Below are 21,905 nucleotides of genomic sequence, written 5' to 3' on the forward strand. Positions count from 1 at the left end.
GGTGAAACCGAGCGCACCGACTCCTTCGGCCCGGTGACGATCGTCAGCGCCAACGAACTCCCACCGGGGACTTTCAGCTAAAAGCGTTTTCTTACCCCTACCCATGCTTCGTCCTACCCACATGCAGTACCCCCAAAGCCTAAGTTCGCGTCGGGGATTCGCGCTGCTCATAACTATTGAGCTGATAGCGCTACTCGTGATACTCGTACTAGGTATGGCCTCCTTTGTCCGCGTCGAGGTCCAACTCGCCGCCAACACCCAGCAAGTCGAAGTCGCGCGCCAAAACGCCCTCTTCGCCCTCAACCTCGCCCTCGGAGAACTCCAGCGCACCGCCGGACCCGATCAGCGTACCACCGCCCCGGCCGCCCGCCTTGACACCAACCCCGCCACTCCCCCCATCGAAGGCGTATTCAGTGCGAATTGGACGGGCGTCTGGGGTCGCACTGCACCCAGCGCGACTAATTTCAACGCCCCTTCCACCATCACCCAGCCGCGATTACTTCAGTGGTTAGTCAGTGGAAATACCTCCAAAAGTCCGCTCATCGCCTCAGTCGCCACAGCCGACTTCGGACGCATCACTACGCCGTCGGTGGATGCCACCCCGGACTTTCAACCCACCCAGGCCATCACCGGGCTCGACTCGTCTACCACCGCCCTCAGCTCCCTCCATTCCACCGCCGGCACGAGAATTAACAACCAACCCGCCGCGCTGCTCGTAGGCCCCAAAACCACGGACTTTTCCTCCACCTCTGCAGCTCAAGCCAATGCCGTTGTGGCGCCTTTGGTCCCCATCACTGCCCCCGCCGGCTCCGTACCCGGCCTAGATCCCGCCGCTCCCCCCCCCATCATCGGTCGTTTCGCCTGGTGGGTAGGCGACGAAGCCGTCAAAGCTCGCATCAACCTCGTGGATGAATACAACGCTGCCACGGTCGGCTCGTTGCAGGACCGGCTGCGCGCCCAAACCGCCCAACGCGTTGGCATCGAACTTGTCGATGACGACACCGATCCGCTCAACGCCTCGCTCATGCCCTCGGTTTATCCAACCAACGCTGGCGACCTCAGCAAAGTTCTCGAACTTAACCAGTTTCCCTTCTCCAGTGCAGATCCCGTCGCACAGTCCACGCTCTCCGGCGTGCGCAAACTGCGCTTTCACGATCTTACCACTACCAGCACCGGCGTGCTGGCCGACACCCTGCGCGGTGGCCTGCGCAAGGATCTTACTGCTGCCTTCGCCGGCCCTGCCCTGCCAGTCGCCTTGACCGGTACCGGTGCGCCCGTCTTCACCGCTGCTGATGCCGGCGCGGCGGCTGGCAAACCCGACGGCCCCACTTGGGATTCAATTCGCGACTATTACCGCCTCAACCCAAGCGGCAGTGCCACCTTCCCCGTGCAGACCAGCACCCCGACCACCGCCGGTGTAGCCCCGATTATGGTCGGCGCCCAAATCGCCGTCTCCGCAGGCGTGGCCCCCGTCGGTGGCGTGCCGCGCATCCACTACCATATCGTGCCCTCGGTTGCGCTCTGGAACCCTTACAATGTCACCCTCGCCGCCAGTGTTTATTCTTTCAATGTAACCCCAGGTTCCGGTTGTTTTTTGGTCCTCCAAGTCAACCAAGGTGGCACCCTCACCCCCGCCAACACCAATGCTGCATCCACCGACGGATTCATCATTTTCCAACCCGGTGGTGCGATTCTCAACTTCACCCTTCAGTCTCGAGCGCTCGCCCCCGGTGAAACCGTTGTTTATTCGCTGGCTGCCAACCAATCACTGAGCAGCAATCGAACCCCCGGAGTTGGCTTCACCCTCACACCCGATGTAATCAACCCCTACTTCGCGGCTACCTATATCGACCCCAAGGTCACCGTGCCGGCTGGCACCCTGACCAACCTGCGTCTCACGGTTTATGGCAACGGAGGCCTCGGGGTTGATCCTAGCGGTTCGGCCGTGGGGCTAATGAAACTAGGTATGAGAAAAGATAGTTCAGCCGGCTCTGTGCTGGGCCGCTCGCAAGGCCTGCGAGGACGCGTAAGTATGGCCAGTACATTTACCCTGCCAGACCATGGCGGCAGTGTGAGTGGCGCCCCGCAGTTTGGCTGGAAATACGCCCTGCGGATGGGTGACCAGTCGGGCACCACCATCATCCGTTCACGCTGGCTAGCCGATCTAAATCCACGCTCACCCCGTTCTAGTACTTCGCCGTCGGACATCACGGTGAGTGGCGACTGGCATAACAACCCCAGCTTCCATTCGTGGATACCCTCGTTGGTGAACCCCTTTGCTTTCGGACTCACACCGGTCGCGTCCGGCTGGCGGGTAAATGACGTTGCACCGCAGAACGCTTGGTTGTTCACCATCCCGACCACCAGCGACGACTTTGCCGCCCGCATCACCTCCTTGGGCGAACTGCACTCCGCCCCTTGGTATCGCAACGATCCCAATAACGCATTAGGCGGCTCCGACACCATCAGCAACTACCAGCCCGCCTTCCCCCTTGGCAACTCCCTCGCTCCCGCGAGGATTAGCGCTGCCACCATCAGTCGAACTTACACACCTGCACAGGCAGGGTCAGCACAGGACACCGTTTACGACCACTCCTTGCTGCTTAATCACGCACTCTGGGACCGTTATTTTTTCAGCACAGTGAGCGCGACCACCCCGCCTGCCTTCCCCCTGCCCAATGGTCGTTTCTCCGCCTACTCCGCAGACGGTACTCCGCCAGCCACTGCCGATCTGCGCGACTATGACCGCGCCGCCTCCCGACTCCTCGTTAAAGGCGCTTTCAACATCAACTCCACCTCCGTCGATGCCTGGGCCGCCTTACTCGGCAGCCTGCGCGATGTCCCCATTGCCGGTGCCACCCCCGTCGCCGGGCAGCGCACGCCCTATACCCGCTCGGCTACGCCGGCCACCGCCGTCTTCGACCCATCCACCGACGATGCCTCCTCAATTACGGCCGTCGGCGGCTTCCGCGCCCTGACCGATGCCCAAATCCGCGATCTCTCCGAAAAAATAGTCGTCCAAGTAAAAACCCGTGGCCCCTTCCTGAGCCTTGCCCAGTTAATCAACCGCTCGCTGGTGACTGGCGATGTTCGCGGCCTCAAAGGTGCGCTCCAAGCCGCCATCGACGCCTCCACGCTCAACGCCCGCCTCCTCCTGCCCGCCGGCATTGTGCAGCTCCCCCCATCTGCTCCGGCCAACCCCTACACCGATTTGCCGACGGGGTTTTCCGCTAGCGATCGCAAGTTTTTCCTTGGCCAATCAGGCGGCATCAATGACCGACAGTTTGGCTTCGGTGATACCGGGGCTGATACTACCGCCCATAGCACCCCCGGTTTTTTCACCCAGGCCGACCTCCTCCAATCCCTCGGAACCACCTTGCAGGCCCGCTCCGATACCTTCCGCATCCGCACCTATGGAGAAGTCGTCAACCCCGTCACCCAAACCACGACAGGCCGCGCCTGGTGCGAAGCCATCGTCCAGCGCCTCCCCGGCTACCTTAACCCCACCGCCGACGCCGCTTGGACTTCCCCCCCCACCGACGTGACCAACCAGGTTTTTGGGCGTCGTTTTCAAGTCGTCTCTTTCCGCTGGCTTTCCCCGGAAGACATCTAAAGCCCCCTCTCCATGACTACCCCAAATTGTGTGCTAAGACTCTGCTTACTCTGCTTATTCGTGACCGGGCTCCTCGGCGCCACCGAGCCTCCATCCCGCACCATTGCCGTGACCGTGCGTTTCCTGCTCTGGTCCGAGCCCGTCGAGAGCACCGACACCCCGACCGACCTGGTTGCGCCGACCCTACCAATCTGGACCTTCCCTTCCGAGAAAAGCCGCTCGGTCAATGTCGAGCTGACTCCCGCCGTGGCCACAGCCCGCCAAAGTTACCTCGGTCCCGAACAACTCACCTTTTACCGCGAGACGCCCGCCGCCCGTAAGGGCGATTCGCCTCTACGCGAGCCGGTGGCTCGCACAACGCTTCCGCCTGACTGGTCCGCCGCGCTCTTCATAGTCACTCCCGCCCCCCCCGGTTCGACCCTGCCCTGGCGATTGTTTCCCGTGCGCGACGACGAGGAAAGCCTGCCATGGGAAAATCTCCGCATCCATAATCTAGGAAGCATACCAGTGTTTCTGCGCCTCGGCAGCCGCGAGATTACCTTATTGCCGGGCGAAGCCGTCCTATGGCCTTATTTACAGACTGCGATCGGTCAGCCTCTGCTACTCGCGGCTGAGATCGAAGATAAACCGAAACGCGTCTTCACCGGCTACTTGGCTACCCTGCCGGCCACCCGCAAACACGTTTTCCTCCGTCCCGCGCCCGGCACCCCCCACCTCTGGCGCACGGTCGAAATAGTCGAACTCCGGTAGCCCCTCCTTTATAAGCCTAAATCCGGCATATGGCGGCCAAACAATCACCTGCGTGATTTTTGGCTAGTTTCTGCTGCCGGATTTAGGTTTAGCCTGAACTCCAAAGTTGAGTTAGGAGTGGAATCGCGAAAGCGCATCAATGTAATCCCACTAGCTGCATGATTTTAGACTTAAAATCAGCCATATTTGGGCATTTTATACCATTTCGCTTTCAAACGTATAATAACTAGGAGGCAAGCCAAGGGAAGAAGGTGAGGCTACGCAGGCGATTGGAGTCGGCCGCGAGTTCCTCCAGTGGGGTTTTTAGCCGAACTTCAACATCGGCAAGGGTGGCAAAGAGCTGGTTGGCAAAGCCCTTTTCCCGAGTTTCGTCCCAGATGTGTTCGCTCGGGTTGCATTCAGGGCAATAGGGAGGCAGGTGCCAGAGACGAAGTCGCTCAGGCACCGGCAAAGACCGCGCCTTGTGCCAGCCCGCGCCATCAAGTACGAGCAAGAGCGGCTCATCGGGCCAGGCACCGAGCAGGTCTAGCAGGAACAACGACATGGCGGCGGTGTTGCATTTGGGGGAAAGTCGATGAACCAGTTCGCCGCGTTCGGGCGCGACAGCCGCAAAGGCATACAACGACTCCCGGACTACTTGGCGGGGCACCTTGGGGCGAATGGGTGCAGGAGCCCAGCAATCGGTCAGATTGCTGATGCGTCCAAAACGTCCCTCGTCCATGAACACCACCAGCGGCGTGCGCCCTAGCCGGGTGCGCTCAGCGGCTACTTCCGCGGCGAAGTTTTTTTAAAAGCCGCCTCCGCTGCCGGATCCTTCTTGGGGTGACTGGGCCTGGGCGCGAGTTTACGCCAGCCAGCCTTGGCCAGCAGGCGATAGATGCTGGAGAGGGCGACCTTGTGCCCGACCAGCTCTTCGTAATCCCGCTTAAAGACATTGGCCACGACGATGCCTCCCTGGGCCGCGGCCGGAGCGTGCCGATCAAGCAGCGTCTTGGTCTGGTCAGCGGTTAACAACGTGCGCCTGCGTCCACCTCGCCCGGGCCGACCGATCACGCAGGCCTCACCCTCGCGCAAAAACCGGGAATGAAGCACACGCACCGAGTGCACGCTCAAACCGGTCAACTCGGCAATCTTGGTTGGGGGTAACGCATCTGAAGCTCGCATCAAAACCGCTTGGATGCGCCGTTGCTCTGCAATGTCCTTGGCTCGGCGAAGCAAGACCCTCATTCGCTCGGCGGTATCCCCCGGAAAATCTTTAGGTGGGCGCATAAAAAAGCCTTCTGGGGCTTCCCCAGAAGGCACGGTTATTATATTTTTGAAAGCGAAATGGTATTATGCGCATGGGACGTAAATTGCTGTTATAGGGAGAGGATGTAGGCGCGGACCTTTAACTCGATGGCCGAGGAGTCCGGGTGCAGGCAGATGGCTGCGGCGGCGGGGCTCTCGATCCCGCATTATAGCGACCTGTTCCGTCGGGCGACCGGGTATCCGCCCGTTGAGTACTTTTTACGGTTAAAAATCCAGCGCGCCTGCCAACTGCTCGACACCACCGAACTGCGGGTCAACGAGGTGGCGGCGGCCGTGGGCTGGACCGACCCGTTTTATTTCTCGCGGTTTTTCAGGAAAATCACTGGTCAATCGCCCCGTGTGTGAGCGGCGAGCGGGAAAGCGTCTATTTCTGGCGGTTAGGAATGCACTTCTTCTTCGGTGGATCTTCTTCCCCTTAAAAAGAGTAATACTCTTCTTCCGTGGGTGGGTTTTCTTCCCTGTCCGGCTGGGGATATGAGGGGTGCGAATGGGTGGAGATTGAACCGGCGGGACGCTTGGCGGATGCACAGCGATGCATCCAACCGGTTCACGCAAGTGTTTGCACTGTGCCGATTTCTTTCTGCCCGACGCGCATAACCGCGAGCGTCAGCGCTACTGCGGGAAGCCGGGATGCCGACGGGCGAGCCGGGCGGCCAGTCAGGCCAAATGGTTGGCGAAGCCGGAGAACCTCGACCACTGGAAAGGCCCAGAAAATGTCCAACGGGTGCAGGAGTGGCGGAAGGCCAATCCGGGGTACTCAAGGCGGAGGGGGCCGCGACGGCGGGTGGCGTTACAAGACATCCCAACTACGCAATCCGTTGTGCACCAGCCTAAAGCCGAGCCGGTCGCCGAGGTGGCGTTACCGAATCCCTGCGCGGCGTTACAAGACAGCTGGGAGTCGCAAAACCCTGTGCTCGTGGGGCTTATCGCGCAGTTCGCCGGAGTGACGTTACAAGAGGACCTCGAACCCATGCTGCGACACCTGCACTCCCAGGGGCGGGTGATCCTGGGCATCGACGTCCAGCCGCCCGATTATGCAAAAACAACCGATCGATCGCGAACAACTCCGGCGCACGCCGGCCCAGTTTAGCTGGCTGGACCACCGGCTGGTGCGGGGCAATTACCTGGGGCGGGCCAGTGCCCCCGCCTGGGGACTTTATCTGGTCCTGGTAACCGTGGGTGACGCCGACGGGCTGAGTTACTACGCCACGCGCACCCTGGCCCGGCTGCTCACGCTCAGCGAGGACGGCCTGGTCGAGGCGCGTCGGCAGTTAATCGAGGCCGGGGTGATCGCCTACGCCGCGCCACTTTACCAGGTGCTTTCCTTGGACCGGGGCAGGCCATCGCACACGCTGGCGGTAACGCCGTCGCCGAGCCGGGAGGTGGGGGCGTGATCGATTACGAACTGTATTGCCGGATAAAACAGGCGGAGGCGGCCGGTCACAGTGCGCCGCAAATCGCCCGCTCGCTCCAGTTGCACGTGCAGACGGTGAGGCGCTGGCAGGCGCAGGAAAAGTACGTGCGCAGCCAGGCCGCGCAGATGCCTAGGCCAAGCAAGCTCGACGTGTACAAGCCGGCGATCGCGCGGTGGCTGGAGGCCCATCCGTTCACCGCCATGCAGCTCTGGCAAAAGGTGCGCGAGCGGGGGTACACGGGCGGGTATTCAATTTTGAAAGACTACGTGCGGCGGGTGCGGCCGAGGAACCTGGAGGCGTTTCTTACCCTCAAGTTTGCCCCCGGCCAGACCGCGCAGGTGGACTGGGGCAGTTTTGGCGCGGTGGAGGTGGACGGCACCCGGCGGGCTTTAAGTTTTTTCGTCATGGTTTTGGGGTACAGCCGGTTCCTGCATGTGGAATTTACCCTCGGGCAGGGCCAGGAGTGGTGGCTGGGCTGTCACCGGCGCGCCTTTGAAAAACTCGGCGGGGTGCCGCGCGAGGTGATGGTGGACAACTGCAAGACGGCCGTCCTCTCGCATGTGCCCGGGACCGACCCGGTGTACAACGCCCAGTACCTGGACTTTGCCCGGCACTACGGGTTTACGATAAAAGCGTGCGGGCCGGGGCATCCGCAGTCCAAGGGCATGGTGGAAAACGCGGTGGGTTACGTGAAAAAAAGCTTCCTTGGCGGGAGGCAGATGAATGGGTTTACCGAGCTGGGGCCGGCCGCCAGCTTGTGGCTGGAAACGGTGGCCAACGTGCGCGTGCACGCTGAAACCCAGGGCCGGCCGGTGGACCGGCTGCCCGAGGAGCGCGCTGCGCTCCTGCCGCTTAACCCGGTGGCCAGTCCGGCGGTGCGCACCTTAAGCGTGCGGGCGTCGCGGCGGTGCCGGGTGAGTATCGAAACGAACCGCTACTCGGTGCCCACGAAGTTTGCCGGGGCGCTACTCACCGCGCAGATCGAGGGGGCGCAGGTGAGGTTTTATGCGGACCGCACCCTGGTGGCCGAGCATGCCCGCAGTTTTGCCCGCCGCGCCGATGTGGAAAACCCCGAGCATGTGCGCGAACTCGAGGAGCGCAAACGGCAGGGGGCGCGGCAGCGCCTGCGGCTACGGTTTTTGGAACTGAGCCCGGCGGCACCCGCCTACCAACGGGGGCTGGAGGAGCGCCGGCTCAACGCGGGACACCACCTGGCGACTATCGTGGGTTTGGTGGCCCTGTATGGAACGGAGGCAGTCGGCCGGGCGATCGAAAGCGCCCATGAACTCGGCGCCTACTCCAGCGATTACATCCTCAACTTGCTCGAACAACGCGCGCGGGCCTTGCCGCAAGCCGGGCCGATCCACCTCACCCGCGCCGACGCGGTGGCCGCGTTGGAACTCGAACTGTGTCCCCCGGATTTAAGCCCCTACACTCTATGAAAACAGAACCCGAAAAAACCGATTTATTAAAAGATCAACTCAAGTACCTGAAACTCGGTTACCTGCTGCGCCACCACGGCGAACTCACGGCCGAGGCGGCCAAGGCGCGCTGTTCGCACGCCGAGTTTTTACGCCGACTGGTGCAGGCCGAGACCCAGGACCGCCAGATCCGGGCGCTGGAGCGGCGTATCCAGGCGGCGCGCTTCCCGGTCAAGAAAACCGTCGACCAGTTCCAGTGGGACTGGCCCAAGGAGTTGAACGAAGCGCAGGTGCGGCACCTCTTCGAACTGGGCTTTGTCAAGGAGCGCACCAACGCGGTGTTTTGCGGTGGTGTGGGGCTCGGTAAAACACACCTCGCGAGCGCGTTGGGCTACGCGGCCTGCCAGGCGGGTTACACGGTGCTGTTTACGACGGCGGTGGACGCGATCAACGCCCTGGTCACCGCCCAGTCCCTGCACCGGTTGCAAGCCGAGTTAAAGCGTTACATGACCCCTGCGGTGCTCGTGCTCGATGAGGTCGGCTACCTGCCGCTCGACAAGTCGGGGGCCGACCTGCTCTTCCAGATCGTCAGCCAACGCTACGAACGCGGCTCGCTGATCGTCACCACCAACAAGGCCTACAAACACTGGGCAGGGATCTTTAACAACGACGCTGGCATCACCGCGGCGATCCTGGACCGCCTGCTGCACCGGGCCCAGACCGTCGTCATCGAGGGCAAATCCTACCGCATGAAAGACCGCCTGGCCGACGAACCTGCAAGCTGACCGGGCCTGATGATCGGCCCCTGGCGGGGCCGGTCATCGGCTTTTACGACAGGTGATTTTGTAACCGCCAGAAATAGACGGTGTTCGCGCCGCCGCTCACATATAATACGGCACGTTGCCCCGCCCAATTAAGTGCTGAATGCCATAATATGCTGAAAATCACTCGCTACAGCGCGTTGAGGCGTAACGCCTACGCGTGGACCACGCCGGAACGGACGACACGGAGGTCGTCCCTCGTGTGCCCGGCATGGGCGTGAACTAAACATATGAAACGAAATGTTCGGGAAAAGTGACAACAACCGTAGCCAAAACCAAGGCGGGAGCGACGAGGCACTCAGCACGAAAGAAGGAGGAGGCAAAAGTCCGACCGTAGGAACACGAACAGGCAGCGAGGCCGCGATGCGGGCGACAAGCGTGCTAGGAAACGCGAAGTCCAATAGTCACCGAAAGACGCATTGGGTAGAGCCTGACGGCACGGATGGAGAGTTCACGCACCTTACCCGGGGAGGCCTGCCAAGCGAAAGCGAGGCAGGAGTCAGCAGAGGCCGTAGTAGCGAAGAGGCCCGCGTAACGGCGGGAAGAGCGAAGGGCCGAAGAGAAGGAGAAACGCGGATCGCCAGAAGTCCCCGAGGTAGTGGGCGGGAAGGTTTCCGAAACGAAGCGGGCGTGACAACTACGGTCGCCACCTGCAGCGGTGCGAGCGGACTGGGCGGATGGATAGCCGTCTGGAACGTGAGCGCGGGAGCCGAGTCCGGCAGCGGGCGGCGGAAGGGAAAACGATGAACGCGAGTGAAACGCCGGGGGTGACGTTGGAAGACGTTTGCTCGGCGGAGAACCTAAACGAGGCCTGGGCGAGGGTGAAAGCCAACGCCGGGGCCGCGGGAGTGGATGCACGATCGGTGGCACAAACCGCCGAGCTGATCTGGGGGCACAAGGAGGAACTGCTGGAGCTGCTTTTGGCCGGTAAATACCAGTCCAAGGCCGTGAAAGCGGTGGACATCCCGAAAGCCAACGGAGGGGTTCGCCGGTTGGGCATACCGACAGTGCTGGACCGCTGGGTGCAGCAAGCCGTACACCAAAAGCTCGGCCCCCTGTGGGAGAGCGAGTTTAGCGAACACAGCTACGGCTTCCGGCCAAACCGCTCCGCGCACGACGCGGTGCGTGCGGCCCAAGCCTACGTGCAAGCAGGCAAAAGCCCCGTCGTGGACATTGATCTAAAGGCCTTCTTTGATCACGTGAATCACGACCGGCTGATGCATCTGGTCGGGCGCAAGGTACGCGACAAGCGCATCTTGCGGCTGATTGGGGAGATGTTGCGCGCGCCCATGAGACTGGCCAGTGGCCAAGAAGAACCGCGCCGGGAAGGTACGCCGCAAGGCGGACCCCTCTCGCCGCTACTGGCCAATATCTAGAGCCTGTCCCGTGCTCATAAGTAATTGTAAATAAATTACTAATGAATTAAAATAGAGGCCGAAACCAAGAGGATTTCCTGGCTTCGGCCAAAAAACGGCCTCTATAATTGGGTGTGAAACAAACCACAAAAGCCGTCACCTCGAACATCGCCTTACAAAGCTGGCTGCGTCCAGCCTCACTGTGGTCGGGGCCAATAAAGATTACGCCGAGTTTCGCCAGATGCTCGAAGCGGTGGATCGGCTGCTGAGAGGGAGCCATCTGGAGGCGATGGCGGTGGACTTCGCCAAGGAGGAGGCGGGCGAGGTCAGTTTCGTGCAACTGCGCAACCGGATGGAGTTTGCACTCAAGGCGCTGCGTTTTGAAGTACTGCGCCTGCTATTGGGCAACATGTCGTTTCGTAAGTTGTCCCGCAGTATCGCCGCAAGTGATTTGCTGGCGGACTTTTGCGGAGTGCGCACGCGGGAGGGCATCCACGGGGTGTTAAAAAAGCGTACTGGAGCGGGCGGCGAAGTTTTTCACCGCCGAGCAGGTACGCTGGATGGGACAGGTGTTTGTGGAAATGTGCGGCGAGCCGGACCGCGCGAGCGAGTTGGGACTGAGCGCGGCGCTGGACACCGACGTTTGCCGCGTCGACGGTACATGCCTGGAGACCAACATCCACTTCCCAGTGGACTGGGTGCTGTTGCGCGATGTGTCCAAGACCTTGCTCAAGGCCATGATTTTGATCCGCCGGGCGGGATTGCGCCACCGCATGCCGGAAGAGCCGGAGTGCTTTGCGCGGCAGATGAACAAGTTGTGCATGGCAATGACCCACGCCCGGCGTCGCAGCGATCCCAAGCGGGCGCGCAAACAGATCCTGCGCCAGATGAAGCACCTGTTGCGCGGAATCGGCGAACATGCCCGCCACCGCGACTTACTTGAGCACAAGCATAGCCAAACCCCTTACAGTCAGCGGCAAGCCAAACAGATCATCGCACGCATCGACGCCATGCTCGGTCAGCTGGGCGCGGTGATCAAGCAGGCCCACGAGCGCTTGATCGGCGAACGGTCCGTGGCCAATGAGGACAAAATCCTCAGCGTGCACGAGCGTGACGTCAACGTGCTGGTCCGGGGCAAAGCCGGGCGCAACGTCGAGTTTGGCAACTCGTTGTTGCTCAGTGAAGCATCCTCGGGCCTGATCACCGACTGGCAACTTTACCCAGGCGCGGCTCCGGCCGAATGGCGTCAACTTGAGGAAAGTCTGGCGCGGCAAAACCGCTTTGACCTGAGTGCGCCGATCAGCGCGGTCGGCACCGACCGCGGCTTCGCCATCAAAAAAACCGCCGCAATCCTCAAGCAACAGGACATTTACGACGCGGTTTGCCCGCGTGATCCACGTGAACTCACCGAGCGCTTAAGCGAAAAACGCTTCGCCCAATTACAGCGGAGACGCTCGGCGACCGAAGCACGTATTGCGATTATCAAGCAACGCCACGGTGGACGCCTGCGTTGCAAGGGCTTTGCCAACCGCTACCGCTCGGTGGGCTGGAGTGTTATCGGTCACAACCTCTGGCTGGTATCACGACTGCTCGCCGAAGAAATCATACTCAAACGGGCCGCTTAATATCGGTTTTGTGAATAACCGGGCACTCGCCCCGGCTTTGCCGTGCCCGTTCACCGGGCTTGACGACCAGAACTGCAAACTGGGCCGCCGTTTTACCTCTTTTGGACGATCTGCGTAGCCCGGTTCACCCTGAATCCTATTGGGGCTTCCGCTCACGTTTTGAAAATCGGGAAGCGCGGGACAGGCTCTATATAGAGCCTCTGGAGTTTGGCCCCAAAAGCAGGTGGATGCGAAGCGGCCGGAGGCCCGGTTACGCAGCGCGGAAGAGTGCTTCAGCCAAGAAGGGTGGCGCTTTTGATGAGTTCGTGGAGGGAGGGTCGGTCGACGTGAAGTCGGAGAAACTCTCTGGGGCGATCTGGTCGGCCCAGCATTCGCTGCGCAGGGTGCGCAAGAGGTCCCCCGTGGAACTGGTCGCAGGCGAGGCGCCCGAAGAGTGCGTGCGCCATTTGGGCGGGCGAAGATGCGGCGGCGGATCAGGGGTTTGCCCCGCAGGATCGCCGAAGAGCAGGGCGGCGATTAACAACAGCGCATAGGCGGCGACGGTGGCGGCGGGTTGGTTGCGGTTGGAGGCGGCGGTGCGCAGTTGTGCCTGGCCGGTGCCGATCAGGGTTTTCTCATCCCGGAAGTTTCCCTCGATGCCCCAACGCCAGAGGTAATACTGGAGTTGGTCACCCACGGGCATATCCGGGTCGGTGCAAACCAAGAAGGCAGGCTGGCGATAGAGCAGCTTCGAGCCTGCGCGCAATCGGTAGCCCACCGGGGCGATCACCATGACTTGCAACGGGAGCGTCGCCCCGGCTTTACGCCACAGCACCGGCCCGAGGGTCTTGATTTTAAAGGTGTGCTTTTTTCCGGCCGCATAAGCCTCGACGCTTTGCCAGGCCACGGTGTCGTCGGTGCGCAGCTCTTCCGGGGTCTGGACCGGCGCGCCATAGACCGGCGGGCGACCGGTGGCCGCGGGTGGTCCAGGCAGGGCGTTGAGCACGGCGTCCCGGCGGATCCGGCCGATATAAACGGTCTTGGCGGGCAGGCCCTTGAGTACGACCGCATTGGTGTAACTGCCATCGCCGGCGACCACCAGTTTGCGCGTGTCTGGCAGCGCCTGGCGAAGCTGCTGGATGCGGGCGAGCGCGACGACATTAAGCCGCTGCTGTTTTTTCTTCTCCGTGTACTGCTGAACCTCGTCGGTAGTGGCTTTTTTACCCGGCTTTGGCGGCGTCGGCGCGTGGGTGAAATCCACCGGAATCATCCGGGCGTGTCCGTCGGAACCAGGCCAGGCCGCAGAGAGTTGCACATAGCGCTGGCCGCGCACCAGGTTGGTTTGGAACGCGGGGCCGAGCGGATCGCGTTTCCAGCCGACGCCGTCGATCTTGACCCCGGTTTTGCGTACCAGGGTGTCATCGATGGCGGCCACCAACGGGGTAAGCGCCGGCAGGTTTACCTCAAGCTCATGGAGGACCGTGCGGAAAAGCCCCGCCGGCTTCACCCGGTCACGCGAATACAACCGGTAGTCGGCCGTCCAGTCCTGCTGGGCACGCCCGCACAGACAAATCAGGTTGGTAAGAGTCCCCCGGCACGGTGAAACCAGTGCCGCCATGAGATGCCCCTGCAGTCTCCGGGCGCACTCGGGGGCGGCGCAAGCCGCAGCACAAGCCCGTTTCATAAGTCGTCCCAGCCGATCGGATAAACCCAACTGGACTTTTTTTTAACGCCTACGTCCACCAGCTCGGGCGTGACCGGCATAACGGGCGCGACCAGACTGCGTGAGAGGACCAAATGATGCGCGTCGGTGACGGTCCACTCGACGGCCTCCGACTTGGCGAACCCCATCGTCTGGGCGATGGAAGCGGGTAATGTCACATACCACTGCTCACTGTTTTTGCGGATGATGCGCTGAACTTTGGTGGTGGTGCTCATGGTCCGACACCATCGTTCATGGCCACGCTTTTTCCCATGGGCCCGACGCCCCATTTATCTCTACGGCCTTCTCCGGGCCAACTAGTCAGAGGCCAAACTCCAGACCTTGAGCTCACGCTCAAGGCCACGTTCGGGCGGGTGCGGCCTGGAGTGTGCCTTTGCCTGGGTGGCTTTGGCTCGGTGTGGCTTCGTGCGTGAGCACGAGGTGTTTTTTCTGGCTGCGGTGCGCCGAATCCTTGAGCTCACGCTCAAGGCCACAAGGAGTGTGTTCGCGAAGAGTGTGGCCTTGAGCGTGAGCTCAAGGATTCGGCTGATCTGCGTTCGACTAGTCAGGGGCCAAACTCCAGAGGCTCTATATAGAGCCTGTCCCAAATTTCCGGATTTTTAAAAAGTGCGCAGAGGTCCATTGGGATTGCGGGCGAACGAGGTGGCACGAATCACCCCAGCGACGTTAAACGGCGGCCCGAATCGATTTTTCCCGCCCCCAAGCGCGGTAGTAAGGTACGGCAAAGCCGGGGCGAGCCCCAGGGTTATTCACATTTTTGCCGGAAAATTGAATTAAGCGGCCAGCGGAAGTGTTATTTCCTCGGCAAGGATTCGTGACACCAGCCAGAGGTTGTGACCGAGTACACTCCAACCCACCGAACGGTAGCGGTTGGCAAACCCTTTACAGCGCAAGCGTCCGCCGAGGCGTTGTTTGAGGATCGCAATGCGCGCTTCGGTCGCCGAACGGCGCCGCTGCAATTGGGCGAAGCGTTTTTCGCTCAAACGCTCCTTGAGCGCGTGCGGATCACGCGGGCATACCGCATCGTAAACGTCTTGTTGCTTGAGCATTGCGGAAGTTTTTTTGGTGGCGAAGCCGCGGTCGGTGCCGACCGCGCTAATCGGCGCACTCAGGTCAAAGCGGTTCTGCCGCGCCAGGCTTTCCTCGAGTTGGCACCATTCTGCCGGAGCCGCGCCCTGGTAGAGTTGCCAGTCGGTGATTAAACCGGAGAGCGCCTCGCTCAACAGCAACGAGTTGCCAAACTCGACTTGGCTCCCTGCTTTGCCGCGAACCAGTACGTTCACATCAAGTTCATGCACGCTGAGGATCTTTTGGTCGTTGGGCACCGGGCGTCCGCCGATGATGCGCTCGTGGGCCTGCTTGATGACGGCGGGCAGTTGGCCGAGCATAGCGTCGATGCGGGTGGTTATCCGCTTGGTTTGGCGTTGGCTGTAATGGGTTTGGCTATACTTCTGCGCCAACAGGTCGCGGTGGCGGCGGGCATGTTCTCCGATCGTGCGTAACAGCGTCTTCATCTTGCGCAGGATCTGTTTACGCGCGCGCTTGGCGTCGTTGCGGCGGCCTGCGTGGGTCATTGACATGCACAACTTGTTCATCTGCTTGGCAAAGCACTCCGGCTCTTCAGGCATACGGTGGAGCAGTCCAGCGCGGCGGATTAAAATCATGGCCTTGAGCAAAGTCTTGGACACATCACGCAACAGCACCCAGTCCACCGGGAAGTGGATGTTGGTCTCCAAGCACGTGCCGTCGATGAGGCAAACATCCATGTCCAGCGGCGCGCTCAACCCGAGTTCAGTGGCGCGATCCTTCTCGCCGCACATCTCCACCAACACTTGCCCCATCCAGCGCACCTGTTCGGCGGTGAAAAACTTCGAGGCCCGCTCCAGCACACTTTTGGACGCCCCCTTGATTCCCTCAAGCGTGCGAACACCGCAAAAATCCGCCAGTAAATCACTTGAGGCAATGCTACGGGAAAGCTCGCGAAAGGATATGTTGCCCAAATGCACCCGCAACACTTCAAAGCGTAACGCTTTGAGCGCAAACTCCATACGCTGGCGTAGTTGTGCGACACTGGCTTGGCCTGCCCCCGCCTTGGCAAAGTCCATCGCCATCGTCTCCAAGTGGCTGCCACGCAACAACGCGTCGAGTCCTTCCAATTGCTGGCGAAACTCGGCGTAATCTTTATTGGCACCGACTGGCGTTAGCGCCGGACGCAACCAGCGTTGCAGGGCAATGGCCGAGGTGGCGGATACGGGTTTTGACTTCATGGCCGATTATAGCGGCTTTTTTTTGACCAAAACCAGGGAATTACCCCTCTTTAGGCATCATTAAACTTATGCTAATAGTTCACTGCTAGGTTTTTATGCTTTCGGGACAGGCTCTACCTAGTGTAGTGGACGATAAATAACACTACTTATTATTGATCGATGAGCGGGCGCGCTGAACCTTGGCGAGGATGTCGGAGGCCTTGGCAGTCCAGATGAAGGGTTTGGGCGAGCGGTTATGATCGGCCAAGTAGGTTTCGATGGCAGCGAGCAGTTCGTCGAGGCTCCTGAAGATGCTGCGGCGGAGGCGATTGACGGTAAGATCACGGAAAAAGCGTTCGACCATGTTCAGCCAGGAAGCCGACGTTGGGGTAAAGTGGATCGTGAAACGAGGGTGCTTGGCCAGCCAGCGGCGGACCTTCTCGTGCTTGTGGGTGGCATAGTTGTCGACGATGAGGTGCAGGGGCTTGTCGGGCGGGGTGCTCGCGTCGATCAGGCGCAGGAACTTCAACCATTCCTGATGGCGGTGGCGTTTTTGGCAGGTACCGATGACCTTTCCGTCGGCCATATTGAGGGCGGCGAAGAGTGTTGTGGTGCCGTGACGCTTATAGTCGTGGGTTTGGGTTGCCACCTTGCCTTGTCGCAAAGGCAGGCCGGGTTGGCTGCGGTCCAGAGCTTGGATCTGGCTTTTTTCATCGCAGCACAAAACCAAGGCGTGCTCGGGGGCGTTGAGATAGAGCCCGACGATCTCCTCGAGCTTCTCCACAAAGCGCTTGTCCTTCGATAATTTGAAGCCCCGCACCAGGTGCGGTTTCACTCCGTGGTTGCGCCAGATCAAGCCTACGCTGCTGGCGGCCAGTCCGCTGACTGCCGCCATGCGCCGCGTGCTCCACTGTGTCGCCATGGGAGGTGTTTCCTCCAGTGTGCGCCGTATCAGTTCGGCCTTGTCCTCCGGCTTGATCTTGGCGCGACGACCTCGCCCGGCACGGTCCCGTAGCAGTCCCGGCAACCCCGACTCCAAATAACGCCCCCGCCAGCGCGCCACCTTCTGCCGACTCATTCCCAACTTATTGCCGATCCATTCGTTGCCGTTGCCTTCAGCGGCAAGCAGCACGATCCGGCACCGCTGGGCATGCTTCTGCGGTGTGCCGCCTCGTTTCGCCCATGCGCTCAATTCGGCCTTCTGCTCCTCCTTCAAATTAACTGGGGCTGCTTTTCTCATTCAGCTACAGACGCTCGGCCGTTAATTTAGTTACGCTATTTCTCGCACACTACACTAGTGTAGTGGACGACAAATGTCGTTACTTATTCTTAATGGTAGAGCGTGCACGCTAAACCTTGGCGAAGATGTCGGAGGCCTTGGCCGTCCAGAACAAGGGCTAGGCGAGCGATTGTGATCGGCTTAATAGGTTACGATGACGATGAGCATTTCGTCGAGGCTCTCGAAAATGATGCGGCGGAGTCGATTGACGGTAAGGTCGCGAAAAAAGCTTTCGAACATGTTCCGCCAGGAAGCAGAAGTGGAATTGTACCGCCTCTTGCGAATGACAAATCGCGCTTCAACTGCGGCGTTCGGGTTGAAGGCCATGCCCGCACAGTTCCTCGGCTACGACCCTCATCTTAGGCGTGGAAACCCTTGCACATACATCTCGGCGAGCACTTAAAGCAGCGCCTTCTCACTACGTTGGTAAAGCGCGAACACTTCGGTGGTAAACAGTCCATCCCGGTCCTGCGGCACACGCAGCTCCAGTGTGCCCAGCCGGGTGGGCAGCTTCCGGCGTTAGTGGCCACTGCGGTAGCCTCGCCTTCCATCGCTGGGTGCATTTTTGCCGGCCCCAAGCGCCTCGTCCATCTCGGCTTCCAACGCCGATTGAATCATCTACAGCAACATCTCCTTGAGAGGTTCTTCGTCTTGTAAAAGCCCCAGCATTTGCTCGCGCGCTACCTTCTTCATATTATTTTCCTTCGCCGGTCAGGTGATGCTTTAGGGAACTCCTAAATTTAGCATATAAATGATGAACAATGACATAAGTTATGCATAGCGTATATCTCAATGAGCCTGAATCAATATACATTCTTTGGAGATCACGCGTCGCTGGAGTCCTTGACGCAGCACGGCGACCGCCTGGTGGAGTTGGCCAAATATATCCGGTGGGAGCCATTGGTGGTGGTGGCCGGAAAAATCTGGCGTGCGGGGGCGGACAAAAAAGCACCGTGCGGAGCCAAGCCGTGGGATGCCGGTGTGATGGTGCGGGTGCTGGTGCTCAAACGCCTGTATAATCTTTCCGACGAGCAGATGGAGTATCAACTCAGGAACCGCTTGTCGTTCTTGCGCTTCGCCGGACTCGGTTTGGGCGACGCGGTGCCGGACAGCCGCACGATTTGGCTGTATGCCGATCAGTTGGCCAAGGCGGATGGTGCCCGGGAGCTGTTCGAGGCGTTCAACCGGCAGTTGGCCGAAAGGGGCTTGCTGGTGAAGGAGGGCGTCATGGTGGACGCCACGTTTGTCGCGGTGCCGAAGCAGCGCAACTCGCGTGAAGACAACACGAAGATCAAACAAGGCGAGACTCCGCCGGGGTGGCTCAAGCAGCCGAATAAACTGGCGCGTAAAGATGTAGACGCGAGATGGACGCAGAAAAACGGCCAGTCGTTTTACGGCTACAAGAATCACGTGAAAATGGGCGCCAAAACCAAAATGATTCATGCGTTTATCGTGCCCCCGGCCTCCACCCACGACAGCCAGGTGATGGCGGATTTGCTCACCCCCGGTGATAGTGCGGTGCATGCGGACTCGGCCTAAACGGGTGAGAAAATCGAAGCGGACCTGCTGGCCAAAGGCGTGCACAATTACATCCACGAGAAAGGCAGCCGAGCGGCCCCACTGACCGAAGAGCAACAGCTGGCCAACACCCGCAAGTCGAAGGCGCGGGCGCGGGTCGAACACCCTTTTGCGTTCATGGAAAAGTCCCTCGGGCGCATTTCTAACCGTGGAGTCGGCCGGGTTCGCAACGAGTATCAGATCGGCATGATGAACCGGTGCTACAACCTGTGCCGTTGCGTGCAACTGGTCACCGGTCGGGCTCAATGCACTGCCTGAGCGCTCCTTCCCCGGACTCAAACCGCGTGAAACCATAATATTAAACACCTGTTAACCCACGCTTTTTGCGAGTGCACTCACACTCGCCTCAGCGGGATGATTAAAAATCACATCAGGAAATGAAATTAGGACCTCCCTTTATTCCTTCAGTTGGTGGTTTTCATTTTACACCTCACCCACTACCATAAATCGTCTTTTTGCTGAGCATTCCTGAAAACTACCCGCCTTTAGCGATACCCTGTTTCAAACGTGGTGCGGCAGTCTCTGATGATCGGCGTATTTTCTCGTGCTGCCATTCGACCCAGGTCACGCTTTTACTAAAATGTCCGCCGAGCTACTCCATAAATTGAAGTCCATTACCGGTTGTTCCCGAGCTACGATTTACCGCGCATTACAGGGCAGCCCGCTGGTCAGCTCGGCTACCCGGGAAAAGGTGCAGGTTGCGGCTCAACAAATCGGGTTCCTGCTCAATCCACTGGTGGGCGAGTGGATGGCTCGCGTGCGCAACCCCGAGGCCAGGCTTTCTCGCATGCCGATGCTCTACTTGGCCGGCCACAGCCGCGCGGAATATGCTAAGAATTTTTTCCTCACCGCCGCCTGGATTGCGGCGCGCCAGCGGGCGCGCGAGCTCGGATTCTCGATCGAGATTTTCTATCTCAATCACCGCACCGATGGCTCGGAGCGCACGGTGGACCAGATCCGCAAGCGCGGCATCCGGGCGATCATCCTTGCGCGCTTCCCGCCGGGCTCGCCACCGGTCAAGCTGCCATGGGATGAGCTATCGGTGGTGGCGATCGGCTTTACCGGAGATCACCCGCCGGTGCACACGTTGGCCTCACACGGATTTGAAACGATGCGCCACGTCATGGAGGAGCTGCGCCAGCGTGGCTATCGGCGGCCCGGCTATGTCGGCAGCTTGGTCACAGAAAAAATCGGTGGTAGCCGGCACACTGCGGATTTTTTGGCCTGTCGCGAATCGTTTCCCGAGGCGCTGGAGGTGCCGCCTTTGCGACTGGTAATGGAGGGAGACCTCGCCCCGTGCAAGGCCGCGTATTTGCTGTGGTTCCGGAGATATCGCCCGGATGTGGTCGTGAGCGGCGGCATCGCCGAGTATCTGGCATGGCTGCACGAGGAAGGGCTGAGAATCCCGGAGGAGGTCGGCTATTTTCACCTCGGCCTTCGCAAGAATCTTCCGGCGACCCGGCATGCTGCGGGGATCCCGCAACCGGGCGCGGAACTTGGGCGCAGTGCGGTGGATACGCTGGCCGCGATGCTCTACCACGGCGAAACCGGACTGCCTGCTCGGGCCGATATTGTGCAGACTTTCGCCGATTCGTTCGTGGAGGGGCGCACGCTGCGCGCGCCCCAAAAGGAGATGATCCGGGCATGAAGGCGACCCTCATTTCAGTCTCCAAAGAGGCCGGAGTGTCGAGCATGACCGTGTCCCGGGTGATCCACAATCATCCCACGGTCGCGAAAGAAACGCGTTTACGGGTGCTAGCGGTTCTGCAAAAGCAGGGCTACCGGCGCAATCCGTTCCATTCGGCCTGGAACGTCAGCAGGCGCGGCGACCGGGTCGCTTACCGAGCAATGATTATGTTTCTCTGCGGCGAACCGGAAGCGAGCTTGGAGAACCGGCCATGGATGGCCGCGATCTGGCAGGGAGTGCGGGAACGGGCAAAGACGTTGGACCTCACAGCGGGTTACTTTCACGTGAATCCCGCTAATCCGGGCTGGAGGCGTATCGGCAGCATTCTCGGCGCCCGCGGGGTGAACGGCGTGGTGTTCGGGCCCTTGGCGGCGGAATGTGCTCCCATCGCAATGCCCTTGGATAATCTGGCGGTTGCCGCTGCGGATTATTGCCAACCTCTCACTCAAGTTCACCGGGCGGCCCAGCACCATTACGACGAGATGCAGCGCGTCTTCTCGAGGTTGCTTGCGGCGGGCTATACGCAGCCGGGTATGGTCGGCCCTAGTGCTCCTGACGCCCGCGCCTGCCAGTGGATGGGCGCCTTCATTGAGCGCCAATTATGGCTGCCTGCGAAGCATCAAGTTCCCTCATTGCGTTTGGGTGGCCCGGGTGCGGAGCAGGAGTTCCGCCGTTGGTGCCGCGAATTCCGTCCGGACGTGGTGGTGACCGCGCTGGGCGAAGTCGTCCGTTGGCGCGAGGCGTTGCCGTGTAGCCACCCCATGCCTCCCGACCTTTTCCTGCTCGATCTCGATGGCCCGTTATCAATGGAATGGGGCACTCCTTCCGCCCCCCCAACCCGCAGCCAGAATCTTACCGGTCTCGTTTATCCCGGAGCCCTGATCGGTGCCGCGGCTGTGAATTTAATGGCTACCCAGTTGCGACAATACGAACAGGGCCTTGCCGCAATGCCCCAAACCGTCCGTATCTTGAGCCGTTTCCAGGAAGGCAACAGCTGCCGCTTGGGGAAGGAATTAGGCGTGGAGGGCAGGTTGCGACGATAAACATGAATTATGTTTCGAATTTTGCCCCTTCACATAATGGTGTTACCTGCTTTTCTTTAAAC

The 21,905-nt window shown here is 60.3% G+C and carries 19 protein-coding genes; 12 read left to right on the forward strand and 7 right to left on the reverse strand.

The genetic code is table 11. The features are described 5' to 3' along the window. The first annotated feature begins 214 nt into the window (after nucleotides 1–214). Together H2170_08795 and H2170_08800 are read left to right on the forward strand one after the other, a co-directional pair. On the forward strand, nucleotides 215–3,613 hold the full coding sequence (locus H2170_08795) for a hypothetical protein (GenBank protein MCS6300181.1): 3,399 nt from the start codon (nucleotides 215–217) through the stop codon (nucleotides 3,611–3,613). Nucleotides 3,614–3,673: 60 nt separating this feature from the next. Continuing rightward, the gene (locus tag H2170_08800; GenBank protein MCS6300182.1) at nucleotides 3,674–4,363 is read left to right on the forward strand and encodes a hypothetical protein; all 690 of its coding nucleotides are present in this window, start codon (nucleotides 3,674–3,676) and stop codon (nucleotides 4,361–4,363) included. A gap of 226 nt (nucleotides 4,364–4,589) precedes the next feature. Here H2170_08800 and H2170_08805 read toward each other — a convergent pair whose 3' ends face one another. Together H2170_08805 and H2170_08810 are read right to left on the reverse strand one after the other, a co-directional pair. Further along, nucleotides 4,590–5,096 carry an IS630 family transposase gene (locus H2170_08805; protein MCS6300183.1) on the reverse strand — a complete coding sequence of 169 codons (507 nt, stop codon included), beginning with the start codon at nucleotides 5,094–5,096 and terminating at the stop codon, nucleotides 4,590–4,592. 32 nt (nucleotides 5,097–5,128) lie between these two features. Next, nucleotides 5,129–5,632 carry a winged helix-turn-helix domain-containing protein gene (locus tag H2170_08810; GenBank protein MCS6300184.1) on the reverse strand — a complete coding sequence of 168 codons (504 nt, stop codon included), beginning with the start codon at nucleotides 5,630–5,632 and terminating at the stop codon, nucleotides 5,129–5,131. A gap of 126 nt (nucleotides 5,633–5,758) precedes the next feature. On the opposite strand from H2170_08810, the gene H2170_08815 reads away from it, so the two are divergent. The 6 genes from H2170_08815 to H2170_08840 all read left to right on the forward strand — a co-directional run bounded on the left by H2170_08815 (nucleotide 5,759) and on the right by H2170_08840 (nucleotide 12,308). Beyond that, nucleotides 5,759–6,016, forward strand: a complete 258-nt coding sequence (locus tag H2170_08815) for a helix-turn-helix transcriptional regulator (GenBank protein MCS6300185.1) — start codon at nucleotides 5,759–5,761, stop codon at nucleotides 6,014–6,016. A 689-nt stretch (nucleotides 6,017–6,705) separates the two neighbouring features. Beyond that, on the forward strand, nucleotides 6,706–7,065 hold the full coding sequence (locus H2170_08820) for a hypothetical protein (GenBank protein MCS6300186.1): 360 nt from the start codon (nucleotides 6,706–6,708) through the stop codon (nucleotides 7,063–7,065). Then, entirely contained in the window at nucleotides 7,062–8,528 is a 1,467-nt protein-coding gene (locus H2170_08825; GenBank protein ID MCS6300187.1) for an IS21 family transposase, read from the forward strand. Before H2170_08820 ends, H2170_08825 begins: the two co-directional genes overlap by 4 nt. After that, entirely contained in the window at nucleotides 8,525–9,292 is a 768-nt protein-coding gene (locus H2170_08830; protein MCS6300188.1) for an ATP-binding protein, read from the forward strand. The genes H2170_08825 and H2170_08830 overlap by 4 nt, the downstream gene beginning before the upstream one ends. Nucleotides 9,293–10,005: 713 nt before the next feature. Continuing rightward, entirely contained in the window at nucleotides 10,006–10,704 is a 699-nt protein-coding gene (locus H2170_08835) for a hypothetical protein (GenBank protein ID MCS6300189.1), read from the forward strand. 539 nt (nucleotides 10,705–11,243) lie between these two features. Further along, nucleotides 11,244–12,308 (forward strand): hypothetical protein, encoded by a 1,065-nt coding sequence (locus H2170_08840; protein MCS6300190.1) that lies wholly within the window; start codon nucleotides 11,244–11,246, stop codon nucleotides 12,306–12,308. Nucleotides 12,309–12,558: 250 nt separating this feature from the next. Here the strand turns inward: H2170_08840 and H2170_08845 are convergent, their stop codons facing one another. The 5 genes from H2170_08845 to H2170_08865 all read right to left on the reverse strand — a co-directional run bounded on the left by H2170_08845 (nucleotide 12,559) and on the right by H2170_08865 (nucleotide 18,045). Beyond that, a complete protein-coding gene (locus H2170_08845) occupies nucleotides 12,559–13,905 on the reverse strand; it encodes a transposase (protein ID MCS6300191.1) in 1,347 nt (448 codons plus the stop codon). 62 nt (nucleotides 13,906–13,967) lie between these two features. Next, nucleotides 13,968–14,225 (reverse strand): hypothetical protein, encoded by a 258-nt coding sequence (locus H2170_08850; GenBank protein MCS6300192.1) that lies wholly within the window; start codon nucleotides 14,223–14,225, stop codon nucleotides 13,968–13,970. 558 nt (nucleotides 14,226–14,783) lie between these two features. Next, nucleotides 14,784–16,277, reverse strand: coding sequence for a hypothetical protein (locus H2170_08855; protein ID MCS6300193.1), 1,494 nt, complete (start codon nucleotides 16,275–16,277; stop codon nucleotides 14,784–14,786). Between the two features lie 142 nt (nucleotides 16,278–16,419). Then, the gene (locus H2170_08860) at nucleotides 16,420–17,496 is read right to left on the reverse strand and encodes an IS630 family transposase (protein ID MCS6300194.1); all 1,077 of its coding nucleotides are present in this window, start codon (nucleotides 17,494–17,496) and stop codon (nucleotides 16,420–16,422) included. 438 nt (nucleotides 17,497–17,934) lie between these two features. Beyond that, nucleotides 17,935–18,045, reverse strand: a complete 111-nt coding sequence (locus tag H2170_08865) for a transposase (GenBank protein ID MCS6300195.1) — start codon at nucleotides 18,043–18,045, stop codon at nucleotides 17,935–17,937. Nucleotides 18,046–18,327: 282 nt separating this feature from the next. Here H2170_08865 and H2170_08870 point away from each other — a divergent pair, with 282 nt between their 5' ends. The 4 genes from H2170_08870 (at nucleotide 18,328) to H2170_08885 (ending at nucleotide 21,843) form a co-directional block, all read left to right on the forward strand. Further along, entirely contained in the window at nucleotides 18,328–19,074 is a 747-nt protein-coding gene (locus tag H2170_08870; protein MCS6300196.1) for an IS5 family transposase, read from the forward strand. Between the two features lie 39 nt (nucleotides 19,075–19,113). Then, the gene (locus H2170_08875) at nucleotides 19,114–19,371 is read left to right on the forward strand and encodes a transposase (GenBank protein ID MCS6300197.1); all 258 of its coding nucleotides are present in this window, start codon (nucleotides 19,114–19,116) and stop codon (nucleotides 19,369–19,371) included. A gap of 322 nt (nucleotides 19,372–19,693) precedes the next feature. Continuing rightward, on the forward strand, nucleotides 19,694–20,761 hold the full coding sequence (locus H2170_08880) for a LacI family DNA-binding transcriptional regulator (GenBank protein MCS6300198.1): 1,068 nt from the start codon (nucleotides 19,694–19,696) through the stop codon (nucleotides 20,759–20,761). Beyond that, nucleotides 20,758–21,843: a LacI family DNA-binding transcriptional regulator gene (locus H2170_08885; GenBank protein MCS6300199.1), complete on the forward strand. Its 1,086-nt coding sequence runs from the start codon at nucleotides 20,758–20,760 to the stop codon at nucleotides 21,841–21,843. Before H2170_08880 ends, H2170_08885 begins: the two co-directional genes overlap by 4 nt. Nucleotides 21,844–21,905 lie beyond the last annotated feature (62 nt).

It is taken from the genome of Opitutus sp., from assembly GCA_024998815.1.
Lineage (GTDB): Bacteria > Verrucomicrobiota > Verrucomicrobiia > Opitutales > Opitutaceae > Rariglobus.